Raw genomic sequence first — 20,309 nt, forward strand, 5'->3', positions numbered from 1 at the left:
TCCGAAAACCGGCTTCCACTTTTCGGGATCATGCAGCTAGACCTGCAATATCGAGGAAACGAGGAGCTGCGTGTAGGGCGCACGGGGGTCGTCGAGCACGCGGTCGGTGAGACCGCTTTCGACGACGCGGCCGTCCTTCATCACCATCATGCGCTGCGACAAAAGCCGCGCGACAGCTAGGTCGTGGGTGACGACGATGGCCGCGAGGCCAAGGTCCGTAACCAGGCCGCGCAACAGGTCGAGCAGGCGGGCCTGGACCGAGACGTCGAGGCCGCCTGTCGGCTCATCCATGAACACCAGCCGTGGCCCGGTAACGAGGTTGCGGGCGATCTGCAGGCGCTGGCGCATGCCGCCGGAAAAGGCGCGCGGCTCGTCGTCGATGCGATCCTCGTCGATCTCGACGCGCGACAGCCAGTCGACGGCCGTGGCGCGGATCTTGCCGTAGTGACGGTCGCCAACCGCCATCAGCCGCTCGCCGACATTGGCGCCGGCCGAGACAGTCATGCGCAGCCCATCCGCCGGGTTCTGGTGAACAAAACCCCAGTCGGTGCGCATGAGGAAGCGGCGCTCGGCCTCGCTCATGCGGTAGAGCTCGCGAAACTGGCCGTCGCGCATGCGATAACTGGCGGTGCCGGAGCTCGGCAGCAGCCGGGTCGACAGGCAGTTGAGCAGCGTCGTCTTGCCGGAGCCCGACTCGCCGACGACCGCCAGAACTTCGCCCGGCCACAGGTCGAAGGAGACATTGTCGCAGCCGACGCGCGAGCCATAGAATTTGGACAGCGCCGAAACGCGCAGTAGCGGTTCGTCGGTCATTGCGCCGGCTCCCTGTTTCCTCGGGCAAGATGGGTATCGGGGGCAAGATGGCCGCGATGACCCTCTTCACGCCGATTCTCGCAGTGATCGGTGTCGGAGCAGACGAACATGTGGCCGCCATGGTCGTCGAGGATGACTTCGTCGAGATAGACGTTATCGGCCGCGCAGAGCGCGCAAGGCTGGTCGAAGGTCTGCACCTCGAACGGATGATCGTCGAAGTCGAGGCTGACGACTTCGGTGAACGGCGGCACCGCATAGATGCGCTTTTCGCGGCCGGCGCCGAACAGCTGCAAGGCCGGCGAGCGGTGCATCTTGGGATTGTCGAATTTCGGCGTCGGCGACGGGTCCATCACGTAGTGGCCCTCGACCTTGACCGGATAGGCGTAGGTGGTGGCGATGCGGCCGTGCCTGGCGATGTCCTCATAGAGCTTCACATGCATCAGGCCGTATTCCTCCAGCGCGTGCATCTTGCGCGTCTCGGTCTCGCGCGGTTCGAGGAAGCGCAGGGGTTCCGGTATCGGCACCTGGTAGACCAGCACCTGGCCCTCCGTCAGCGGATGCTCGGGAATGCGGTGGCGGGTCTGGATGATGGTAGCCTTCGCCGTCTCGGTGGTGACGGCGACATTGGCGACCTTCTTGAAGAAGGCGCGGATCGAGACCGCGTTGGTGGTGTCGTCGGCGCCCTGGTCGATGACCTTCAAGACATCGTCGGGGCCGATGATCGAAGCGGTGACCTGGACGCCGCCAGTGCCCCAGCCATAGGGCATCGGCATCTCGCGCGAGGCGAACGGCACCTGATAGCCGGGGATGGCGATGCCCTTGAGGATCGCGCGGCGGATCATTCGCTTGGTCTGCTCGTCGAGATAGGCGAAGTTGTAGGTGGCGATGTCGGTCATGGCGCGACTTCCAATTCTTTGGCGTAGCGTGCCAGCCGCTCAGTGAGCGTGCCGGTGTGCAATTCGAACATGTGGTTGTCGTCGTCGTAGAAATAGATCGAGCGGCCTTCGCCCTCGACGCGTGGGCGCGGCGGACGCATGTCGAGCCCTAGCTTGCCGATGCGCTCGGCGTAGCGGTCGAAATCGGCGTCATCGATTTTGAATGCGATGTGATTGTAGCTGCGCTCCGGCAGCTTCTCGCCCTCCATGATGGCGATCCAGATGTCGCCGATCAGAAAGAATTTTTCACGCGACAGCGACAATCGCCTGGCGCCGCTGTCATAGACCTCGCGCGCGTCGAAAATCCCGGTCAGGATCGCGGTCATCCGGTCGAGATCGCGGACGATGAAGGTCATGTGGGACAGGCCTAGAATCATTCCGCGGCCTCCCGCTTCTCTTCGACCTTCGCGGGATTCTCGCGGGCATCGTACTCGGCGCGCATGCGGCGCACGAGGTCGAGTTCGGCCTGGAAGTCGACATAGTGCGGCAGCTTCAGATGCTCGACGAAGCCGGTCGCCTGAACATTGTCGGAATGCGAGATGACGAACTCCTCGTCCTGCGCTGCGGCGACGACATCCTCGCCCAACTCGCTGGCGCGCAGCGCCCGGTCGCAGAGCGCCATCGCCATCGCCTTGCGCTCGCTCTGGCCAAAAACGAGCCCGTAGCCGCGGGTGAACTGCGGCGGCGCCTTGGCAGACCCCTTGAACTGGTTGACCATCTGGCATTCGGTGACCCGCACGCTGCCGAGCGGGACAGCGAAGGGTAGTTCGGGCACGTCGAGCTCCAACTCGACCTCGCCGATGCGGATCTCGCCCACGAAGGGATGGTTGCGGGCATAGCCGCGCTGCGTGGAATAGCCGAGCGCCAGCAGAAAACCCTCGTCGCCGCGTGACAGCGCCTGCAGGCGGATGTCGCGCGCCATCGGGAATTCCAGCGGCTCGCGGGTGATGTCGCCGGGGACATGGTCCTGCGGCATCTCCCCATCCGGCTCGATCAGGCCTTCGCGGGAGAGGATGGCGGAGACGCGCGGCATGGCTTGCGCTTCCGTCTCACGCCGCAGCGGCTCGGCGACATCGCCGCCAGCGGCAAGCTCGGGATCGAGCAGCCGGTGCGTGTAGTCGAAGGTCGGGCCGAGCAACTGGCCGCCGGGCAGGTCCTTGTAGGTCGCTGAAACGCGCCGCTCGACCAGCATGGTGGCGGTGTCGATCGCCTTGGAGTAGCCGAAGCGCGGCAACGTGGTGCGATAGGCGCGCACCAGGAAGATCGCTTCGATCAGGTCGCCGCGCGCCTGGACGATGGCAAGGGCGGCCAACTCCCGGTCATAGAGCGAACCTTCGCTCATCACCCGGTCGACGCCGAGCGCCAGCTGCTCGACGATCTGGTCGAGGCGAAGCGCCGGCACCGAACGGTCGCCGCGCCGGCGGTCGGCAAGCAGGCTGTGGGCGTTGGCAATGGCCGCCTCGCCACCTTTTACCGCGACATACATCCTAGGCCTCCATCGTCTTGATGCGCGTGGTGCGCGGCAGGCAGGCGACGCCGTCTGATGTGGCGAGGATGATGTCGACGCCGCGCGGAAAGCGCTGGTTGTTCTGCTTCCACTGCTCGACGAAATGACGCGGCATCTGCGCCGGCGCGATCGTGGCACTGGTTTCGATGCCGGGACCTTCGAGCAGCAGCGGGGCGCCGGAGACGAGATCACTCACCAGCAGGATCAGCGTGGTGGAGCGGTCGGGATAGTCCTGCGTGCCTTGCGAAAAGCCGTCCAGAGCCATCATCTCTGCCGGCGTGGCGATCAAAGCGAAATGCGCATCGGCCGGCGTGTTGGCCAGCGGTGCGCCGGTGTGAAACCCAAGCCAGGATTTGATCGCGGTAGAGGCTTGCAAAGCCGGGTCGAGCCAGAGCGGCGTGTCGTTGTCGCAAAGTGCCAGTGCCACGGCGCCGGCGGTTGCCGAGAGCGGCGCCGGCGGGCGGGCGAAGGCGGGCAGGGGCTGCACGCTGCCCGGCCGCGCCATCGCGTCCATGACCGCGCGGAACACGGTCTGCGCGTTGAAGACCGGATCGGCAAAGCCGCCCTCGATCGATTGCGCTGCGATGTCCATCAGTCTTCTCCGCGAACCATGGTGAAGAAATCCACCTTCGTTGCCGCCGTCTCGGCGCGGCGCCGTTCATGCGCCGCGATCAGGGCCGACCGCAGCGGCGCTATGATCCCGGTCTCGACCTCGGTGCGGCGGGCCGGGTCCTGCCACAGCGCGTCGGCGATGGCCGCCAGCCTCGCCTTTTGCTTGTCGCGGCCAAGCGCATAGCAATGGCCGACCTGTCCGGACGGCAAACGAACTGTGGCGCGGGTAACGGTCGCCTCACCGACATTGAAGGGCGAGCCGCCACCGCCGATGCGGCCCCGCACGGTGATCAGGCCGGTCTCGGGACCACGCAGCAGTTCGGCTTCGGAAGGCAATCCGGCTTCATTCCAGAGCCGGACAATGTCATCGCCGCTGGATTGCGCCAGCGTTGCCATGGCGGCCTTGCGCTCGGCCTGGTCATGAGCTTCCTGTCCTCGCATGAGCAACATTCCACTTGTCTAAAATTTGTCTATTGATATAGACAACTATACAAATTATACCTTTTATCTATCGCGAGTCCATGACGTGTGGATGACAGGGATAGAAGGCTGGGGGCAATTGATGGTCGGGCAGCGGGCGGCTGACAGCATCGAGCGGCGTAGTGGTGTCTCGGTGTGGCGGCAGATTGCCGACAAGATCCTGCATGCGATCGCGATCGGAGATTTCGCCGAGAACGCAGCGCTGCCGCCGGAGGTTGCGCTGGCCGAACGTTATGGTGTCAACCGCCATACAGTGCGCAGCGCCATATCAGCCCTCGTACAGGAAGGAGTGCTGCGGGCCGAGCAAGGGCGGGGCACTTTCGTCTTGTCGCGCAAACGGCTGTCCTATCCGATCGGCGCGCGCACACGCTTTTCGGCAGGCCTGCAAGGGCAGGCGTCGGAACGGCATACAGTGCTGCTTGCCTCGTCGGTCGAGCCGGCCAGCCAGCGCGTCGCCGAGGGGCTTGGCCTTGCCAGGGGGACTGACGTGATCCGGCTGGAAACGCGCGGCGAAGCCGATGGCCGCCCGGTGTCGCGGGCTGCCGGCTGGTTCGAGGCCAGGCGCTTTGCCGGCATCGATGCCGCCATGGTGGAAACCGGCTCGATCACCGCATCGCTGGCACGTTTCGGCATCGACGATTATCTCAGGCAATCGACCATCCTGTCGGCGCGCCATGCCGATGGCGCCGACCTTGCCGACCTCGACCTGCAGCCCGGTGCCATCGTGCTGGTCACGGTCGCCGTCAACGTCACGCCCGACGGCCAGCCGATCCAGTTTTCGGAGTCGCGCTTCCCGGCCGAGCGGGTCGAGCTCAAACTATCGGCACTGTGAGCCGACACCGCCGCTTGGCTAAATTGTCTGACGTCCCCAAGGGAAAGCGCCACGCGCTTTTCCCGGGAAAACCGCTTCACACTTTTCCTGGAATTGCTCCTATCCGACCTCAATCACCGCCTTGATCAGGCCGGATTTCTCGTGCGCCCAGCGGGCGAGATCGCGCGGCGTGCCGGCCAGCGTGGTGCGGTGGGTGACGAGCTTGGCCAATGGCACGGCGCCGTTGCGGATCGAGGCGGCGACGTGGTCGAAGTCGGCGCGCAAGGCATTGCGGCTGCCAATCAGTGTCATCTCGCGCTTGTGAAATTCCGGATCGGAAAAAGCGATGTCGTCCTTGACGACGCTGACCAGCACCAGTGTCCCGCCATGCGCGACATGGGCGAAGGCCGCCTGCACCGACTGGGTGTTGCCGGTCGCATCGAAAACCACATCGAAGCCTTCGCCGGCGGTTGCTTGCTTGACCAGATCGGGCACCGCGCCACGCGAACCGTCGAGGGTCTGGAAACCAAGTTCGTTCACGGCAAAGTCGAGCCTTTCGCTGCTCATGTCGAGCAACGTCACGTCAAGCCCGGCGATGCGGGCGAAGATGGCGGTGCCGAGCCCGATCGGGCCGGCGCCGATGACCAGTGTGCGGGCGCCGGGCCGACCCTGCGCGCGCCGCACGGCGTGCGCGCCGATTGCCAGGAACTCGACGGCGGCGGCGTCAGCCAGCGACAGGCCGTTTGCCGGATAGAGATTCTGTGCCGGCACCAGGATCCGTTCGCACATTGCTCCGTCGCGATGGACGCCGAGCACCTCGATCCTGACGCAGCAATTCGGTTTGCCGTGCCGGCAGGCAATGCATTTGCCGCAAGACAGATAGGGGTTGATGACGACCGGTTCGCCGATGGCAAGATCGACGCCGTCGCCAGTCTCGATCACGGTTCCCGACACTTCATGGCCCATGATGCGGGGATAGGCGAGGAACGGGTGCTTGCCTTCGAAGATATGATAGTCGGTGCCGCAGATGCCGACATGGCTGACAGCCACCAGCGCCCAGCCGGGAGCGGGCGCGTCCGGCGCGGGCCGGTCTTCCAGGACAAGATCGTCGGGCGAGCGGCAGACGACGGCTTTCATGCTTCAATCCATCTGTCATGAAATCGCCGGCCCGTCATGTGTGGAGGGCCGGCGGTCAGTTGAGGTCGACTTACTTGCCCCGGCGGCGCAGCCCGTCGAAGTAGACGATGATGATGATCAGCGCGCCGGTGATGATGCGCTGCCAGAACGAGTTGACGTTGAGCAGATTGGCGCCGTTGTTGATGGTGGCCAGGATGAAGGCGCCAAGCAGCGGCCCGTGCACCGAGCCGACGGCGCCGAACAGCGAGGTGCCGCCGATCACCGAGGAGGCGATCGCCTGCAGCTCCCAGCCCTCGGCCTGGGTCGGGTTGCCGATGCCGATGCGGGCGGCGAGCAGCACGCCGACGAAAGCCGCGCACAATCCGGACAGCGTGTAGGCCATGTAGATGGTGCGCTGGACGTTGACGCCGGACAGGCGCGAGGCCTCGGCGTTGGAGCCGACCGAGAACAAATACCGGCCCCAGCGGCTGTGATGCAGGAAAATATAGGCCGGAATACCGACCAGGATGACCATCCAGAACAGGTTGGGCACGCCGATAAAGGAATTGCGTGAGAACGCCGTGAAGGTGTCGCTGTTGATGTTGATCGAGTTGCCGTTGGTCATCAAAAGGCCGATGCCGCGCAGCGAGGTCAGCGTCGCCAGCGTGATGATGAAGGGCGGCAAGCCCATCTTGACGATGCCGAAGCCGTGGAACATGCCGATGGCAACACCGACCAGCAGCGTCACCAGAATCGCGAGCCAGATAGGGAAGCCGGCATTGATCATCATGGCGACGACGACGGTGGCGAAGCCGACCACGGCGCCGACCGACAGGTCGATGCCGCCGGTGATGATGACGAATGTCTGGCCGACCGCCATGATGGCGATCATCGAACCCTGGCGCAAAAGATTGGCGATGTTGTTGCCCGAGGCGAAACTCGGCGTCGCCACGGAAAGCACGATCCACAGCAGAACCAGCAGCGCCAGAAGCGTCAGTCCAAACAGGACGTTGTAGTTGCGCTTCGGTTTTTCGACAGCAATCGCCTCGGTGCTCATATCTGTCCTCCCAGCTTTTCTTGTTTCTCGGCGAGCGCCTGCGTCAGCACGTCTTCGTGGCTGGCGGCGCGAAAGCCATGGCTTGCCACCAGTTTGCCGCGCCGGAACACATGCAGCGTGTCGGCGAGCTCATAGACTTCCGGCAGATAGGACGAGATCAGGATGATGCCGGCGCCCTTCGACAACAGCGCACCGAAAAGGCGGTAGATCTCGGCCTTGGTGCCGACATCGACGCCAACCGTCGGCTCGTCGAAGATGAATAGCTTGGCGCCGTGCGCCAGCCATTTGCCGATGACGATCTTTTGCTGGTTGCCGCCCGACAGGCTGGAAGCCAGTGCGTTCCGCGTTGGCGTCTTGATGCGGAGGTCGGCGATCTGGCGGTCGGCTTGCGTCTTCTCCTGCGCGCTCGAAATCAGCAGATTGTTCGAGATGCGCTTGTAGATCGGCAGGTTGAGATTGAGGCCGACCGGCAGGTTGAGGCAGAGACCCTGGTCGCGGCGGCTTTCCGGCGCCAATGCCATGCCGAGCTTGATCGCGTCGTGCTCGGAATTGATCTGGACGTCCTTGCCTTCCCAAAGGACCTGGCCGGCCGATTTGCGGTGGCGGCCGTAGAGCGTGGTGACGAATTCGCTGCGCCCGGCGCCGATGAGGCCGTAGAGTCCGACGATCTCGCCGGCGCGAACCGTCATCGAGACATTTTCAAACCCCTTGCCGGACAGGTTCCGTGCTTCGATGATCGGCGCACCTGGGGTGAAATGCTCCTTGTGGTAGACCTGCTCGATGGAGCGGTTGATCATCATCTTGACCAACTCGGCGTCGTTGGTCTCGGCAATGTTGCGGGTGCCGACCAGCGTGCCGTCGCGCAGCACGGATACACGGTCGGCAAGCTCGAAGACTTCCTCCATGCGGTGGCTGATGTAGATGATCGTCACGCCCTCGGTCTTCAGCCGGCGGATCAGGGTGAAAAGCTGGTCGGCCTCCTTGCGAGTCAGGTAGGCGGTCGGCTCGTCGAAGATCAGGAATTTGGTGCCGCGCACGGTGGCGCGGGCCGCTGCAATCAGCTGCTGCTGGCCGATGGTGAGATCACCCAGCGTGACGTGCGCCGGCAGGTCGAAGCCGAGATCATCGATGATCTTCTGCGCCTCCTTGACCATGGCCCGCTGCTGCAGGATGCCGAAGCGCGAATTCTCCTCGCCGAGGAACATATTGGCGGCGACCGTCAGATGACGGCAGAGCACGACCTCCTGGTGCACGGCATTGATGCCGAGCGCCATTGCCTCATGCGGCGTTGCCAAGGCTGCCGGCTGGCCCTCCCAGATCACCTCTCCGGAGGTGCGCGGCATGACGCCGGTCAGAAGCTTGATGAGTGTCGATTTGCCGGCGCCGTTCTCGCCGACGATGGCGTGGATCTCGCCGGATTTGAAGGCGAGGTTGACAGGCTTCAGCGCGTGGGTGCCGGGATAGCGCTTCTCCAGCCCGCGCAATTCGAGGATGGTCCGCCCTGGCTCCAGCACGGGAGCCGGATGCAGTTCCTGCGCCGTCGACGTCATGACAATCCTCCCAGATTGGTCTCACGATTGGCACGCGGCGAGGCAAGGATATGCCCCGGAAAACAGCCTAGCTTAAGCTTGTGGATTGCCAAGCCGTTTGTGCCGGCAATGGATGTTTCCGGGGCGCGAGGCCCCGGAAACGATTTGAATATGACGGCTCAGAGCTTCGGGTTGAGCAGTGCGTCGATCTTCGGGTCTTTCATGTTGTCCTTGGTCACCAGATTGGCGCCGGTGTCGACATTGGCCTCGACCTTCTCGCCCTTCGAGGCGGCGAGCGCGGTCTTGATGCCGTCATAGCCCATCCGGTACGGGTCCTGGACGACGAGGGCGGAAATGACGCCGTCATTGAGGAACTTGATCAGCTTCTCGTCGCTGTCGAAACCGACCAGCGCCAGCTTGCCGCCAAGGTTGTTTTCGGCGACAGCCTGACCGACGCCCTGCGCCATGATCAGGTTGGAGGCGAAGATACCCTTGAGGTTCGGGTTGGCGGTGATCAGGTCGGTGGCGATGTTGAGGCCGGTGGTGGCCTGGCCGTCGGCATACTTGTCGGCGACCAGCTTGAGGCCCGGATATTTTGCCTTGAGCTGTTCGGTGAAGCCCTGCTTGCGCTGTTCGAGCGAGCCGGCGCCCGGTGCGTTTGTGATCAAGGCGACGTCGCCCTCGACCTTGCCGCCGTTGGCGGCGCCAATGGCGGCTGCGAGACCGTCGGCGGCGACGCGGCCGCCCTGCACGTTGTCGGTGGTCAGGAACGAGGTGAAGGCCTTGGAGTCGGCGCCGGAGTCGATGCCGATAACCTTGACCTTGGCAGCGGCTTCATCGATCGGCTTGCCAAGTGCCTTGAACTCGGTGGGGGCGATCACGATGGCCGCCGGGTTGCTGGCAACAGCGTTCTCGAGGATCGAGACCTGGCCATTGACGTCGGTTTCAGCCTGGGCGCCGAGCTCCGGCACGTTGACGCCGAGATCCTTGCCGGCCTTGCGGGCGCCGGCCAGAACGATCTGCCAGTAGAAGGACGTGGTGTCCTTGACGATGATCGGAATGGTCACGTCCGCCGCCGAAACCGGCGCCGAATGCATGACGCCGGCGAGCATCGACGCTGCTGCCAGTGCCATGACGGCGCGGCGGTTGAGAATGCTGGTCACGAATTTCATTAGGAATCCTCCCTAAGTCGCCCGGTGAACGTTACGGAAGCTCCGTCCGGATAGGCGTGGCCCAAACAGAACTTTATCAATAAAAAACAGTTGCCATGTTTTGATAGTGCATCGACCCGGCCGATGCAAGCGGTGTTTGACCAGTCCTCGCGGGCTTGGCAAAGCCAGATCCACCGCGCTGCTCTTCCCTTGCCGCCGTCAAACGCTCCCGTCTCCGTCCCGTCAACGCATGGAATATTAATTCCATTAATTCGTCAATATGGAATGTTCATTCTTTCATGGGATCGCAAGAATGTGAAGCCCGGGTCACCCGTACTCCGCCGGTGGTTGCGGGTTCACGCCAGCTCCTGCACCAGCGTATAGGGGCGATATCTGGCGTATTCCGCCTCCAGCACGTCGACGTCGAGCAGTTCGAGATTGCGGGTCAGGTTTGCCAGCTTGGCGGTGCCGGTCAGCACAGTGGCGACCGCCGGCTCATGCAAGGGAAACTGGAATGCGGCAGCGGCCAGGGGATAGCCGGCCTCAGTGGCGATCCTTTCCATCGCACCGACGCGGTCGAGCACATCGTGGCTGGCGGGCAGGTAGTCGAAATGCGCGCCTTGCACCGGGCCGGTCGCGAGGATGCCGGAGTTGAACACGCCGCCGATGACCAGCGACGTCTGTTGCGCCCGGCACAGCGGCAGCAGTTCCGCTTCGGCACTGCGGTCGAGCAAGGAATAGCGGCTGGCGAGAAGGATGCAATCGAGTGGTGCCCGGCGCATCACGTCGAGGCAGATCTGGACCTCGTTGACGCCAAGTCCGTAGGCGGAAATGACGCCGGCTCGCTTCAGCTCCTCGAGTGCCTTGAGGCCGCCATCCATCAACTCGCGAAAATGCAGCTTGGTCCTCTCGACACCGTGCGTGTAGGCGCCGATGTCATGGACGAACAGGATGTCGATCTTGTTCAGGCCAAGCCGCGCATAGCTGAATTCGACCGAACGCATGATCCCGTCATAGGAATAATCATAGTCCAGCGCGAAGGGCAGCGGATCGACATAGGAGTGATCGGGAACCTGGTCGTCCGGCACCGGGCGGAACAGGCGGCCGACCTTGGTCGACAGCACATAGGAATCGCGCGGCTTGTAGCGCAGGAAGTCGCCGAAACGGCGTTCCGACAGGCCGAAGCCGTAGAAGGGCGCGGTGTCGAAATAACGCAAGCCGGCCTCCCAGGCGCCTTGCAGCGTCTCCATCGCCGCCTCGCGCGAACAGGCGCGATAGAGCCCCCCGATCGCGGCGCCGCCAAAGCTGATCTCGGTGACCTCGAGCGCGGTCTGACCGATGCGGCGCTTGTTCATGCGAAAACCTCCCCGTTGCCGACCCTTGTCCGGCCCGGCCGTCTACCAGATATCAGTTCAATCTAGAGCAATTCCAAGGGAAAGCGCATAGCGCTTTTCCCCGGGAATTGCGTAAAAACAAAGAGTTAGAGCGTTGCACCAAGATGCCAGGGCACGAACTCGTTGTCGCCGTAGCCAAAATCCTCGCTCTTGGTCTTGCGGCCGGAAGCCGTCTCGACGATCAGTTCGAAGATCTCGCGGCCCATGCCGGCGATGGTTTTCTCGCCAGAGGCGATGACGCCGCAGTTGACGTCCATATCCTCTTCCATGGTGTGATACATGGTCGAGTTGCTGGCGACCTTGATTGACGGCGTCGGCCGGCAGCCGAAGCATGAGCCGCGGCCGGTTGTGAAGACGATGACATTGGCGCCGCCCGCCACCTGGCCGGTGGCAGAGACCGGGTCGTAGCCGGGGGTGTCCATGAACACCAATCCGCTGCCGGTGACTTTTTCTGCATAGCCGAAGACGCCGTTAAGCGGCGTCTGGCCGCCCTTGGCGACCGCGCCCAGCGACTTCTCCAGGATGGTGGTGAGGCCGCCGCGCTTGTTGCCGGGCGACGGGTTGTTGTCGATCGAAGCGCCATGCTTGGCGACATGATCCTCCCACCACTTGACGAAACCGTCGAGCTTCTGGGCGATCTCCGGCGTTGCCGCGCGATAGGCGAGCAGGTGTTCGGCGCCATAGATTTCCGTCGTTTCGGAAAGGATGCCGATGCCGCCGACGCCGGCCAGGATATCGACGGCGGCGCCGAGCGCCGGATTGGCCGTAATGCCCGACATGCCGTCGGAGCCGCCGCATTGCAGGCCGACGACGATCTCGCTGACCGGGATCGGCTCACGCTGCAGCTGGCCGACTTCCTCGGCGATTTCCGCCAGCACCAGCATCGCCTTTTCCACCGATTTGCGCGAACCGCCGGCATCCTGGATGTTGAAATGACGTTTGCCGGCAGCGACACCCTTCTGGCCATAGAGGGTGAGCTGGTTGACCTCGCAGCCGAGCCCGACCATCAGCACGCCGCCGAAATTCGGATGGCGGGCATAGCCGGCGAGCGTGCGGTGCAGAACCATCATGCCGTCGCCGGTGCCGCTCATGCCGCAGCCCTGGCCGTGGACGATCGGGACGAAGCCGTCGATGCCGGGATATTTGGGCAGCAGCGTGCGGTTGGCCTGGTCGGCAATGGCATGGCAGACGGTGGCCGAGCAGTTGACGCTGGCGACGATGCCGATGAAATTGCGCGTCCCCGCACGGCCATCGGCGCGGCGATAGCCCATGAAGGTGCGGGCGCGGTCGGCTTCCGTCGCGTGCTCGGCCTCGCTCGGCGGCACGACCGGCAAGCGGCCGGATTCGAAAACCAGATTGTGCGAATGAACGTGCTCGCCCGGTGCGATGTCCTGCGTCGCGCGACCGATTGCCTGGGCGTATTTCACCACGGCCTCGCCGGCGGCGATCGGCTTGATCGCGACCTTGTGGCCAGGCTCGATCAGAGCGGTGGCGACGGCGCCGCCCGGCAGTGTGGTGCCGATCTCGATGCGGCCGTTGGCGACGGCGACATTGTCCGCGGGGGACAGAAGAATGCTGTTGGAGGCGTTCACGGGCGGTTTCCTGGGTGATCCTGGGAGGCGCGGGCGGATTGACACGCGCCTGTTAAAAGATAATGTCTTTTATCGTGAAAAAACAGTTTTGCGTCAATTGTTTTTTCGCCGGGGAGTTCCGCATGTCCGTAGGTGTTCCGAAAAGCGATTTCGCTTTTCAGAGGTCATGGGAACGTCATATTGCGCTTCAAGCCAGCAGCCGCAAGCGACGGCGTGCAACGGGTCAGGAATGTCGAAGAGCAACAACGTCTACAAGGATGCCTACAACAGGTGCCTCAGGCTGCTCGATGAAACACGCAGCCTGCCTTCGGAGCCGGAATTGGGTACATTGCTAGGCGTCAGCCGCACCACAGTACGCACCATCCTGGCGCGCATGGAAGAGACCGGGCTGATCGCCTGGAACAAGCGCGCCAAGACTGTGCTGCGCGAACCGCGTCCCGAGGATTTCTTCCCCGAGGAAGAGACCGACACATTGGCCGAGATCATCGAGCGGTCGTTCATGCGCCGGCTGCTCGCCGGCGGTGCCGAGGCCGGTATGCAGATCAACGAGCTCGAACTGGCGCGCGAGATCGGCGTCGGCACCACCAGCGTGCGCGAGTTCCTGATCCGCTTCTCCCGCTTCGGCCTGATCGAGAAGCGCCGCAACAGCCATTGGGTGCTGAAGGGTTTTACGCGCGCCTTCGCGCTCGAACTGACTGAAATCCGCGAAATGTTCGAACTGCGCTCGGCGGCTGCCTTTGCCGCCCTGCCGCTGGACAGCGCGGTCTGGGCCGATCTCGACCGTCTCGAAGGCGAGCATCGCCTGCTGGCAAGCGAGATCGCCGCCCGCTTCAACGAATTCTCCGAGCTGGACGAGCGCTTCCACCGGCTCATCCACCGGGCGTCGCGCAACCGCTTCATCGTCGATTTCTACGACGTCATCGCCATGATCTTCCACTACCACTACCAGTGGAACAAGGCACAGGAACGGGAGCGCAACGAGGTCGCCATCGGTGAGCATCTCGCCTACATCGAGGCACTCAAATCGCGCGATCTCGGCAAGGTGGATGCCGCCTGCCGCAAGCACCTGAAGTCGGCGCGCCAGACGTTGCTGACCTCGATCCCTGAAAGCCGGGCGTCACAAAAACCTTGATATGCCGCGTTGCCGCAGCGTCGATTTGGCGATTTTCGCCCTCCGGCTGCCGTGGTAGGTATCTGTCGTTGATTGCTTGACGAGGCAGATCGTTTGAACAGGCGAGGCATTTGAACAAGAAGGGGAGTCGGTGGAGCATGCCGGTCGCGCTTGTCGCGGCCTATCTGCTGTTGCTCCAGTCGACGCTCGGTGCGTTCGCCTTCGGCACCGGACCGGATGCATCGCAACTCGATGCCTTCGGCAACGTCATCTGTACCCGTGAGGGTGCGACCCAGCTTCCTAGCGGCAACCCGCAGCCGTCACATCTGCCGGCATGCTGCGTGCTTGGGTGTGGCATGTTTTCGGCAGCCTTTGCGCCGCCGCCCGAGGCGGGGCTCGCACTTGGCAGCCTTTCCTTTGAAACACTCGCCTTCGTCTTTCCGGCGGCCATCCATCTCGACTTCGCGCGCGAGCGCTCGCCGTCGAACCCGCGCGCGCCGCCGCGAACGGCCTGAGCCTGTTTGCCCGACGGAACCTTTCCCGGGCGTCCCCATCCAAGGAACAGAACGGCTCGCGACCGGCAACGGCGCGACCATCACTTCATGGAGCAACCATGTCCCAACTTTTCCGCATCGCCGCGCGTCCTACGCTCGGCGGCATTTTCCGCAGCTTCGAGATGCGACTCGGCATTGCCGTGTTGGCGTTTGCGCTGCTGTTGGCCGGCGCCCAGACTGGCTTCGCGCATGAGTTCAAAGTCGGCGATCTCGAGATCGGCCACCCCTGGTCGCGCGCCACACCGGCCGGGGCCAAAGTCGCCGGCGGCTATTTCACCATCACCAACAAGGGCAGCGCACCGGACCGGCTGCTGTCGATTTCCTCCGATGTCTCGGAAAAAGCCGAGCTGCACGAGATGGGCGTCAAGGACGGTGTCATGACCATGCGGCCGGTTGCCGGCGGCCTGGAAATCCCTGCTGGCGGGAAGGTGGCACTGGCGCCTGGCGGCTATCATTTGATGTTCATCGGCCTCAAGCGGCAACCCAAGCAGGGCGAAAAATTCTCCGCCACGCTGACCTTCGAAAAGGCCGGCGCCGTCCGCGTCGACTTCGCTGTCGAAGGCATGGGTGGCGGCATGGACGACCATGCCAATTGATCCGGCCAGCAATTCCTGAAATCAGAGGGACCATCATGAACAAGTATCTTCTGTCGGCCGGCGCGCTTCTCGTCCTTGGGACAAGTGCCGCCTTCGCGCACATCACGCTCGAAACCCAGGAGGCCGCCGTCGGCTCGACCTACAAGGCTGTTCTGCGCGTGCCGCACGGTTGCGATGGCAAGGCGACGACCGCCGTGCGCGTGCAGATTCCGGAGGGGGTGATCGCGGTGAAGCCGATGCCGAAGCCCGGCTGGACGCTGCAGACCAAGAAGGGAAAATACGACAAATCCTACCAGCTCTACGGTCAGGCGGTGACCGATGGGGTCAAGGAAGTCGACTGGAGCGGCGGCAGCCTGCCGGATGAATTCTACGACGAGTTCGTCTTCCGCGCGACGTTGACGGCGGATCTCCCCGTTGGCCAGAAGCTCTACTTCCCGGTGGTGCAGGAATGCGACGGTGCCGCGGATCGCTGGATCGAGATCCCGGCAGCGGGGCAGGATGAAGACGCACTGGAGAACCCGGCGCCCGGCATCAAGCTGTTGCCGAAGAAATAGTAATGTCTTTCGGCGGCGCGCTCCGTTCGCGGAATGCGCCGCCATTTCATGGCAATGGCAAGAACGCGATGTCCTCACGGCGGATGATTCATATGGCCGGCAAGTTCGTGAGCCGGGTTGCCGGCGGCCTGTTGGCCGTGGTCATGCTGCTCGTCGTCCTGGCCTCGACAAGTCCGGCCTTTGCCCATGCCGCGCTGATCAAGACCGACCCGGCCGACGGCGCGGTGCTGGCGCAAGCGCCGGCACAATTCTCATTGACCTTCAGCGAGCCGGTCTCGCCGCTGGTGCTGACACTGGTGAAGCCCGACGGCACGCCGGTTCCGCTGACCGCCTTCCGCCTCACCGACCAGACGGTCGAAATCGACAATCCCCAGATACTCAAGTCCGGCACGCATGTGCTGAGCTGGCGCGTCATTTCCGCCGACGGTCATCCGGTCGGCGGCTCGCTGCTGTTTTCCATCGGCGCGCCAAGCGAGCCGCCGGTCGTGTCCGAGGCTGTCGACTGGCCGCAACGGTCGGCGATCTGGATCGGCAAGGTCTTTCTCTACATCGGTCTTTTCATCGGTGTTGGCGGAGCCTTCGCCCTCGCCTGGCTGACCCAGGGTGGCCGCGCCGGACAGCGCTTCGTTACGACTGCAATCCTGGGCGGCCTGATAGCGGCACCGCTGTCGCTCGGCTTGCAGGGACTGGATGCGCTCGGGGCGCCGCTCTCCCATGTGGCGCAGCCGGTCATCTGGCGGACCGGGCTCGGCACCAGCTTCGGCTGGACGGTGCTGGTCGCCCTGATCGCGCTGGGACTCGGCCTGCTGTCGCTGGCCGGACCGCGCCCGGCTGCCAAGCCATTTGCGCTGGCCGGGTTGGCCGGGGTGGGGGTCGCGCTGGCCGCCAGCGGCCACGCCAGTGCCGCCGAACCGCAATGGCTGACGCGGCCGATGGTGTTCCTGCACGGCGTCGGCATCGCCTTCTGGGCCGGTGCATTGATGCCGCTCGGCCTGGCGCTGAAAGGTCAGTCGGCGGAGGCCGCGCCATTCCTGCGGCGGTTTTCACGCATGATCCTGCCTGTAGTGGCCGTGCTTGCCGTGGCCGGCATTGTGCTGGCGATCATCCAGGTGCAGACGCCGGCGGCACTGGTCAACACTGCCTATGGCAGACTGTTGTTGATCAAGCTCGGGCTGCTGGTCTTTCTCTTCACGCTCGCCGCCGTCAATCGCTGGAAACTCACCGCATCGGCCGAGGCCGGAGCGACGGAAGTGCAGCGCAGGCTCGCCCGCTCGATCGGCGTTGAAATGCTGATCGTGCTCGCCATCTTCGGCGTTGCCGCGGGCTGGCGCTTCACGCCGCCGCCACGGGCACTGGCGATCGCGGCGGCGCAACCGGTCTCGGTCCACATCCACGCGCTGCAAGCAATGGCGGATCTGAGCATCACGCCCGGTCATGCCGGGCCGGTCGTCGCCTCGATGATCATCATGACCGGCGACTTTGGACCGCTCGACGCCAGGGAGGTGACTCTGGTGCTGTCGAAGCCCGATTCCGGTATCGAGCCGCTCAAGCGTGCCGCGACCAAGCCCGGCGATGGCAGCTGGCGCGTCGACAATCTCGTCATTCCGGTGCCTGGCCGCTGGACGGTGCGCATCGACATCCTGGTCTCGGACTTCGAGATGGTGAAGATCGAAGCACCCGTAGACATCAGGCCGTAATGCAGGACCGCCAAGCGCCTCGTACGAACTCGACCGAGAATCGATGCAACACAATTCGGCGAGGCGGTTGACGCGGCCCGAAAGGCCCGTCAATCATCTCGCCGAAGAATGGGCATCCCGGTAAACCGCGAGCTCGAACCAACAAGATCCGAAAGCAGGGAAGAAACGATGGAAAAAGCCGAAATCGGCCTGATCGGCCTTGGCACGATGGGCTCCAACCTGGCGCTCAACATCGCCGAGCATGGGCACCGGATCGCTGTCTTCAACCGCACCAGGGCACGCACCGACGCTTTCGTCGAAAATGCCGGCGCGCTGAAGGACATGGTGGTACCGTGCTACAGCCTGGAGGAACTCGCCGCGGCGATCCGGCCGCCACGCCCGATCATCATCATGGTGCTGGCCGGCAAGCCGGTCGACGAACAGATCGAAGCCTTGCGCGGCGTGCTGTCGGCCAACGATATCGTCATCGATGCCGGCAACGCCAATTTCCGCGACACGATGCGGCGCTTCTCCGAACTGTCGGGCTCGGGCCTGACTTTCATCGGCATGGGCGTGTCCGGCGGCGAGGAGGGCGCGCGCCACGGGCCGTCGATCATGGTCGGCGGCACCGAGGACTCGTGGAAGCGTGTCGAAAATGTGCTGACCGCGATCTCCGCCAAATTCAACGACGAGCCCTGCGCTGCATGGCTCGGAACCGACGGCGCCGGCCATTTCGTCAAGACCATCCACAACGGCATCGAATATGCCGACATGCAGATGATCGCCGAAATCTACGGCATCCTGCGCGACGGCCTCGGCATGGGGCCCAAGGACATCGGCACGGTGTTTTCCAACTGGAACGAGGGCAGGCTCAATTCCTACCTGATCGAGATCACCGCCAAGGTGCTGGCATCAGACGACCCGAAGACCGGCAAGCCGGTGGTCGACATCATCCTCGACCGCGCCGGCCAGAAAGGCACCGGCAAATGGTCGGTCATCGAGGCGCAGCAACTCGGCATTCCGGCGACCGCGATCGAGGCGGCGGTGGCGGCGCGCGTCCTGTCGTCGATCAAGGACGAGCGGCAGGCGGCGGAAAAAGCCTATGGCAACATCGGCGTGACGAAGATTTCCGGTGACACGGACGCATTGCTCAAAGACCTCGAGCTGGCGCTGTTCGCCGGCAAGATCGCCGCCTATGCGCAAGGTTTCGCGGTGATGAGCGGTGCCTCGAAGGAGTTCAACTGGAACCTGCCGATGCCGACCATCGCCAGGATCTGGCGGGCCGGCTGCATCATCCGCTCGCAGATGCTCGACACCATGGCGGAAGCCTTCAGCAAGGGCGGTGCCTCGACCAACCTTCTGATGGCGCCGGCCTTTATTTCGTTGATGCAGGAGGCGCACCCGTCGTTGCGGCGCGTCGTGGCAAGGGCATCGGAGGCCGGCTCGCCGGTGCCTGCGCTGTCTTCGGCACTTGCCTATTTCGACAGCTACCGCCAGGGCCGTGGCACTTCCAACCTGATCCAGGCGCAACGCGACTTCTTCGGCGCGCACGGTTTCGAGCGCATCGACGGACCGGGTGCGTTCCACGGGCCGTGGGGAAGTGGTGCGGCTGGCTAGGATATTGCCTGGCTGAGCGAAAGAACGTCACTGGCTGCGCTCAGGCTCTGCAACGAGCCGGGCGCGGCGCCGCCGATCCAGCCCAGCACGGAACGGGCAAGCTCGGAGCCTGCCAGCCGGAAGTTCTCGTTGACAACCAGCAATTCCGGCCGGAACAGGTGCAGCAGGTCCGACGACTGCTTGGAAACCACATCGACGTCGCGGCCTAGCTTGAGGCCGGCATCCTCGATGCCGGCGACGATAGCGAGTGTCGCGGCTGCAGCGCTGCTGACGAAGCCGTCCGGCCGGTTTTCGCGGCGCATCACCTGTGCGGTCCGGCTCCTGATCTGCTCGATCGTATGGTCGATGGAAACAGTGTTGAACGGAATTTCGCTGGCGCCAACCTCGCTCAGCGCATCGGCAAAGCCGTTCAGCGTGTGGCCATAGTAGGTCAGCCCGGGCGGCGGCGACAGAAGCGCCAGCTTGTGCCGACCCCTGCTCGCCAAGCGGCGCACGGCTGCCACCGCGAAAGCATGGTTGTCGAAGTCATGGTAGGGATGGACGAGGCCCATGTCGGTGCGGCCATGCGTGGCAAAAGGCATGCCATGCTCCAGCATGTAGCGGGCGCGCGGGTCGTTCGGTTGGGTGCGCGAGATTATGACGCCGTCGGCGGAGCCGGTCTCGACCAGATAGCGTATGGGGTCGAGTGGATCCTGCGAGCGGGAATAGGGCGTGACGATCAGGTGATAGGGCGTTTCGGCGAGCACTTCCGAAACGCCGTAGATGATGTCCGAGACGAAGCTCATGATCTCGCGATCGGTGTTAAGCACGAGGCTGATGACATTGGTCCTGCCGGTGCGCAGGCGCACGCCGGCACGGTTCGGCCGGTAGCCGATCTGCTTGGCGACGAGCTGAACACGGCGCCTGGTTTCGGCGCCGATTTCCGGGGCGTCCTTCAAGGCGCGCGATACGGTGGTGACGCCGAGCCCGGTCATGAAGGCAAGCGTCTTCAACGTCGGCCGGCCCTGCGCCAACGCCTCCTCGTTCTTTTCCGTACGCCGTCTGTCCATTCGTCCCGCCCGTCAGGCGCATAGCAGCCGCAGGCCGGGTCGGCAATCGCCGCCATAGCGATACGATATGCGCTCCAGCCCCGTCGAGGCTTCAATATACTGAAACGTTACAGATTGCCAATGTCGAGATGCGCGACCGCTCTTGGCGAGATGCA

Annotated in this window: 20 protein-coding genes; 7 read left to right on the top strand and 13 right to left on the bottom strand. The window is 63.9% G+C overall.

Going from position 1 to position 20,309, the window contains the following annotated elements:
* Window positions 1-36: 36 nt before the first annotated feature.
* From phnK to phnG, 6 genes are read right to left on the bottom strand one after another with little or no spacing between them, the layout of a single operon-like run.
* Window positions 37-813: a phosphonate C-P lyase system protein PhnK gene (phnK, locus tag AC1RZR_RS10005; RefSeq protein ID WP_023760811.1), complete on the bottom strand. Its 777-nt coding sequence runs from the start codon at window positions 811-813 to the stop codon at window positions 37-39.
* Window positions 810-1,709 carry an alpha-D-ribose 1-methylphosphonate 5-phosphate C-P-lyase PhnJ gene (locus tag AC1RZR_RS10010; RefSeq protein WP_481828396.1) on the bottom strand — a complete coding sequence of 300 codons (900 nt, stop codon included), beginning with the start codon at window positions 1,707-1,709 and terminating at the stop codon, window positions 810-812. The genes phnK and AC1RZR_RS10010 overlap by 4 nt, the downstream gene beginning before the upstream one ends.
* Entirely contained in the window at window positions 1,706-2,125 is a 420-nt protein-coding gene (fosX, locus tag AC1RZR_RS10015; protein ID WP_481828397.1) for a FosX/FosE/FosI family fosfomycin resistance hydrolase, read from the bottom strand. Before fosX ends, AC1RZR_RS10010 begins: the two co-directional genes overlap by 4 nt.
* Window positions 2,122-3,234 (bottom strand): carbon-phosphorus lyase complex subunit, encoded by a 1,113-nt coding sequence (locus AC1RZR_RS10020; protein WP_481828398.1) that lies wholly within the window; start codon window positions 3,232-3,234, stop codon window positions 2,122-2,124. Before AC1RZR_RS10020 ends, fosX begins: the two co-directional genes overlap by 4 nt.
* A 1-nt stretch (window position 3,235) precedes the next feature.
* Window positions 3,236-3,847: a phosphonate C-P lyase system protein PhnH gene (gene phnH / locus AC1RZR_RS10025; RefSeq protein WP_481828399.1), complete on the bottom strand. Its 612-nt coding sequence runs from the start codon at window positions 3,845-3,847 to the stop codon at window positions 3,236-3,238.
* A complete protein-coding gene (gene phnG, locus AC1RZR_RS10030) occupies window positions 3,847-4,308 on the bottom strand; it encodes a phosphonate C-P lyase system protein PhnG (RefSeq protein WP_481828400.1) in 462 nt (153 codons plus the stop codon). The genes phnH and phnG overlap by 1 nt, the downstream gene beginning before the upstream one ends.
* 121 nt (window positions 4,309-4,429) lie before the next feature.
* On the opposite strand from phnG, the gene phnF reads away from it, so the two are divergent.
* On the top strand, window positions 4,430-5,179 hold the full coding sequence (gene phnF, locus AC1RZR_RS10035) for a phosphonate metabolism transcriptional regulator PhnF (protein WP_481829050.1): 750 nt from the start codon (window positions 4,430-4,432) through the stop codon (window positions 5,177-5,179).
* Window positions 5,180-5,278: 99 nt separating this feature from the next.
* On the opposite strand, the gene AC1RZR_RS10040 is transcribed toward phnF, so the two are convergent.
* The 6 genes from AC1RZR_RS10040 to AC1RZR_RS10065 form a co-directional block, all read right to left on the bottom strand.
* Window positions 5,279-6,295 carry a zinc-binding alcohol dehydrogenase family protein gene (locus AC1RZR_RS10040; protein ID WP_481828401.1) on the bottom strand — a complete coding sequence of 339 codons (1,017 nt, stop codon included), beginning with the start codon at window positions 6,293-6,295 and terminating at the stop codon, window positions 5,279-5,281.
* 70 nt (window positions 6,296-6,365) lie between these two features.
* A complete protein-coding gene (locus AC1RZR_RS10045; RefSeq protein WP_481828402.1) occupies window positions 6,366-7,331 on the bottom strand; it encodes an ABC transporter permease in 966 nt (321 codons plus the stop codon).
* Complete coding sequence (locus AC1RZR_RS10050) at window positions 7,328-8,881, bottom strand: sugar ABC transporter ATP-binding protein (protein ID WP_477278048.1); 1,554 nt, start codon at window positions 8,879-8,881, stop codon at window positions 7,328-7,330. Before AC1RZR_RS10050 ends, AC1RZR_RS10045 begins: the two co-directional genes overlap by 4 nt.
* A gap of 158 nt (window positions 8,882-9,039) precedes the next feature.
* Window positions 9,040-10,032 carry an ABC transporter substrate-binding protein gene (locus AC1RZR_RS10055; RefSeq protein WP_379103096.1) on the bottom strand — a complete coding sequence of 331 codons (993 nt, stop codon included), beginning with the start codon at window positions 10,030-10,032 and terminating at the stop codon, window positions 9,040-9,042.
* A 335-nt stretch (window positions 10,033-10,367) separates the two neighbouring features.
* Window positions 10,368-11,366, bottom strand: coding sequence for an aldo/keto reductase (locus AC1RZR_RS10060; RefSeq protein ID WP_481828403.1), 999 nt, complete (start codon window positions 11,364-11,366; stop codon window positions 10,368-10,370).
* Window positions 11,367-11,491: 125 nt separating this feature from the next.
* Window positions 11,492-12,997, bottom strand: coding sequence for a UxaA family hydrolase (locus AC1RZR_RS10065; protein ID WP_481828404.1), 1,506 nt, complete (start codon window positions 12,995-12,997; stop codon window positions 11,492-11,494).
* A gap of 229 nt (window positions 12,998-13,226) precedes the next feature.
* Between AC1RZR_RS10065 and AC1RZR_RS10070 the strand changes: the two genes are divergently transcribed.
* The 6 genes from AC1RZR_RS10070 (at window position 13,227) to gndA (ending at window position 19,105) form a co-directional block, all read left to right on the top strand.
* Entirely contained in the window at window positions 13,227-14,129 is a 903-nt protein-coding gene (locus AC1RZR_RS10070; protein ID WP_477278042.1) for a GntR family transcriptional regulator, read from the top strand.
* Between the two features lie 137 nt (window positions 14,130-14,266).
* Window positions 14,267-14,623, top strand: coding sequence for a DUF2946 family protein (locus AC1RZR_RS10075; protein WP_481828405.1), 357 nt, complete (start codon window positions 14,267-14,269; stop codon window positions 14,621-14,623).
* Window positions 14,624-14,721: 98 nt separating this feature from the next.
* Window positions 14,722-15,258: a copper chaperone PCu(A)C gene (locus AC1RZR_RS10080; protein WP_481828406.1), complete on the top strand. Its 537-nt coding sequence runs from the start codon at window positions 14,722-14,724 to the stop codon at window positions 15,256-15,258.
* A 35-nt stretch (window positions 15,259-15,293) separates the two neighbouring features.
* Entirely contained in the window at window positions 15,294-15,812 is a 519-nt protein-coding gene (locus AC1RZR_RS10085; RefSeq protein WP_481828407.1) for a YcnI family copper-binding membrane protein, read from the top strand.
* 92 nt (window positions 15,813-15,904) lie between these two features.
* Window positions 15,905-17,509, top strand: coding sequence for a copper resistance CopC/CopD family protein (locus AC1RZR_RS10090; RefSeq protein ID WP_481828408.1), 1,605 nt, complete (start codon window positions 15,905-15,907; stop codon window positions 17,507-17,509).
* A gap of 168 nt (window positions 17,510-17,677) precedes the next feature.
* Window positions 17,678-19,105, top strand: a complete 1,428-nt coding sequence (gndA, locus tag AC1RZR_RS10095) for an NADP-dependent phosphogluconate dehydrogenase (protein WP_481828409.1) — start codon at window positions 17,678-17,680, stop codon at window positions 19,103-19,105.
* Here gndA and AC1RZR_RS10100 read toward each other — a convergent pair.
* A complete protein-coding gene (locus tag AC1RZR_RS10100; RefSeq protein WP_477278030.1) occupies window positions 19,102-20,154 on the bottom strand; it encodes a LacI family transcriptional regulator in 1,053 nt (350 codons plus the stop codon). The genes gndA and AC1RZR_RS10100 overlap by 4 nt on opposite strands.
* Window positions 20,155-20,309 lie beyond the last annotated feature (155 nt).

It is taken from the genome of Mesorhizobium bavaricum (assembly GCF_056781655.1).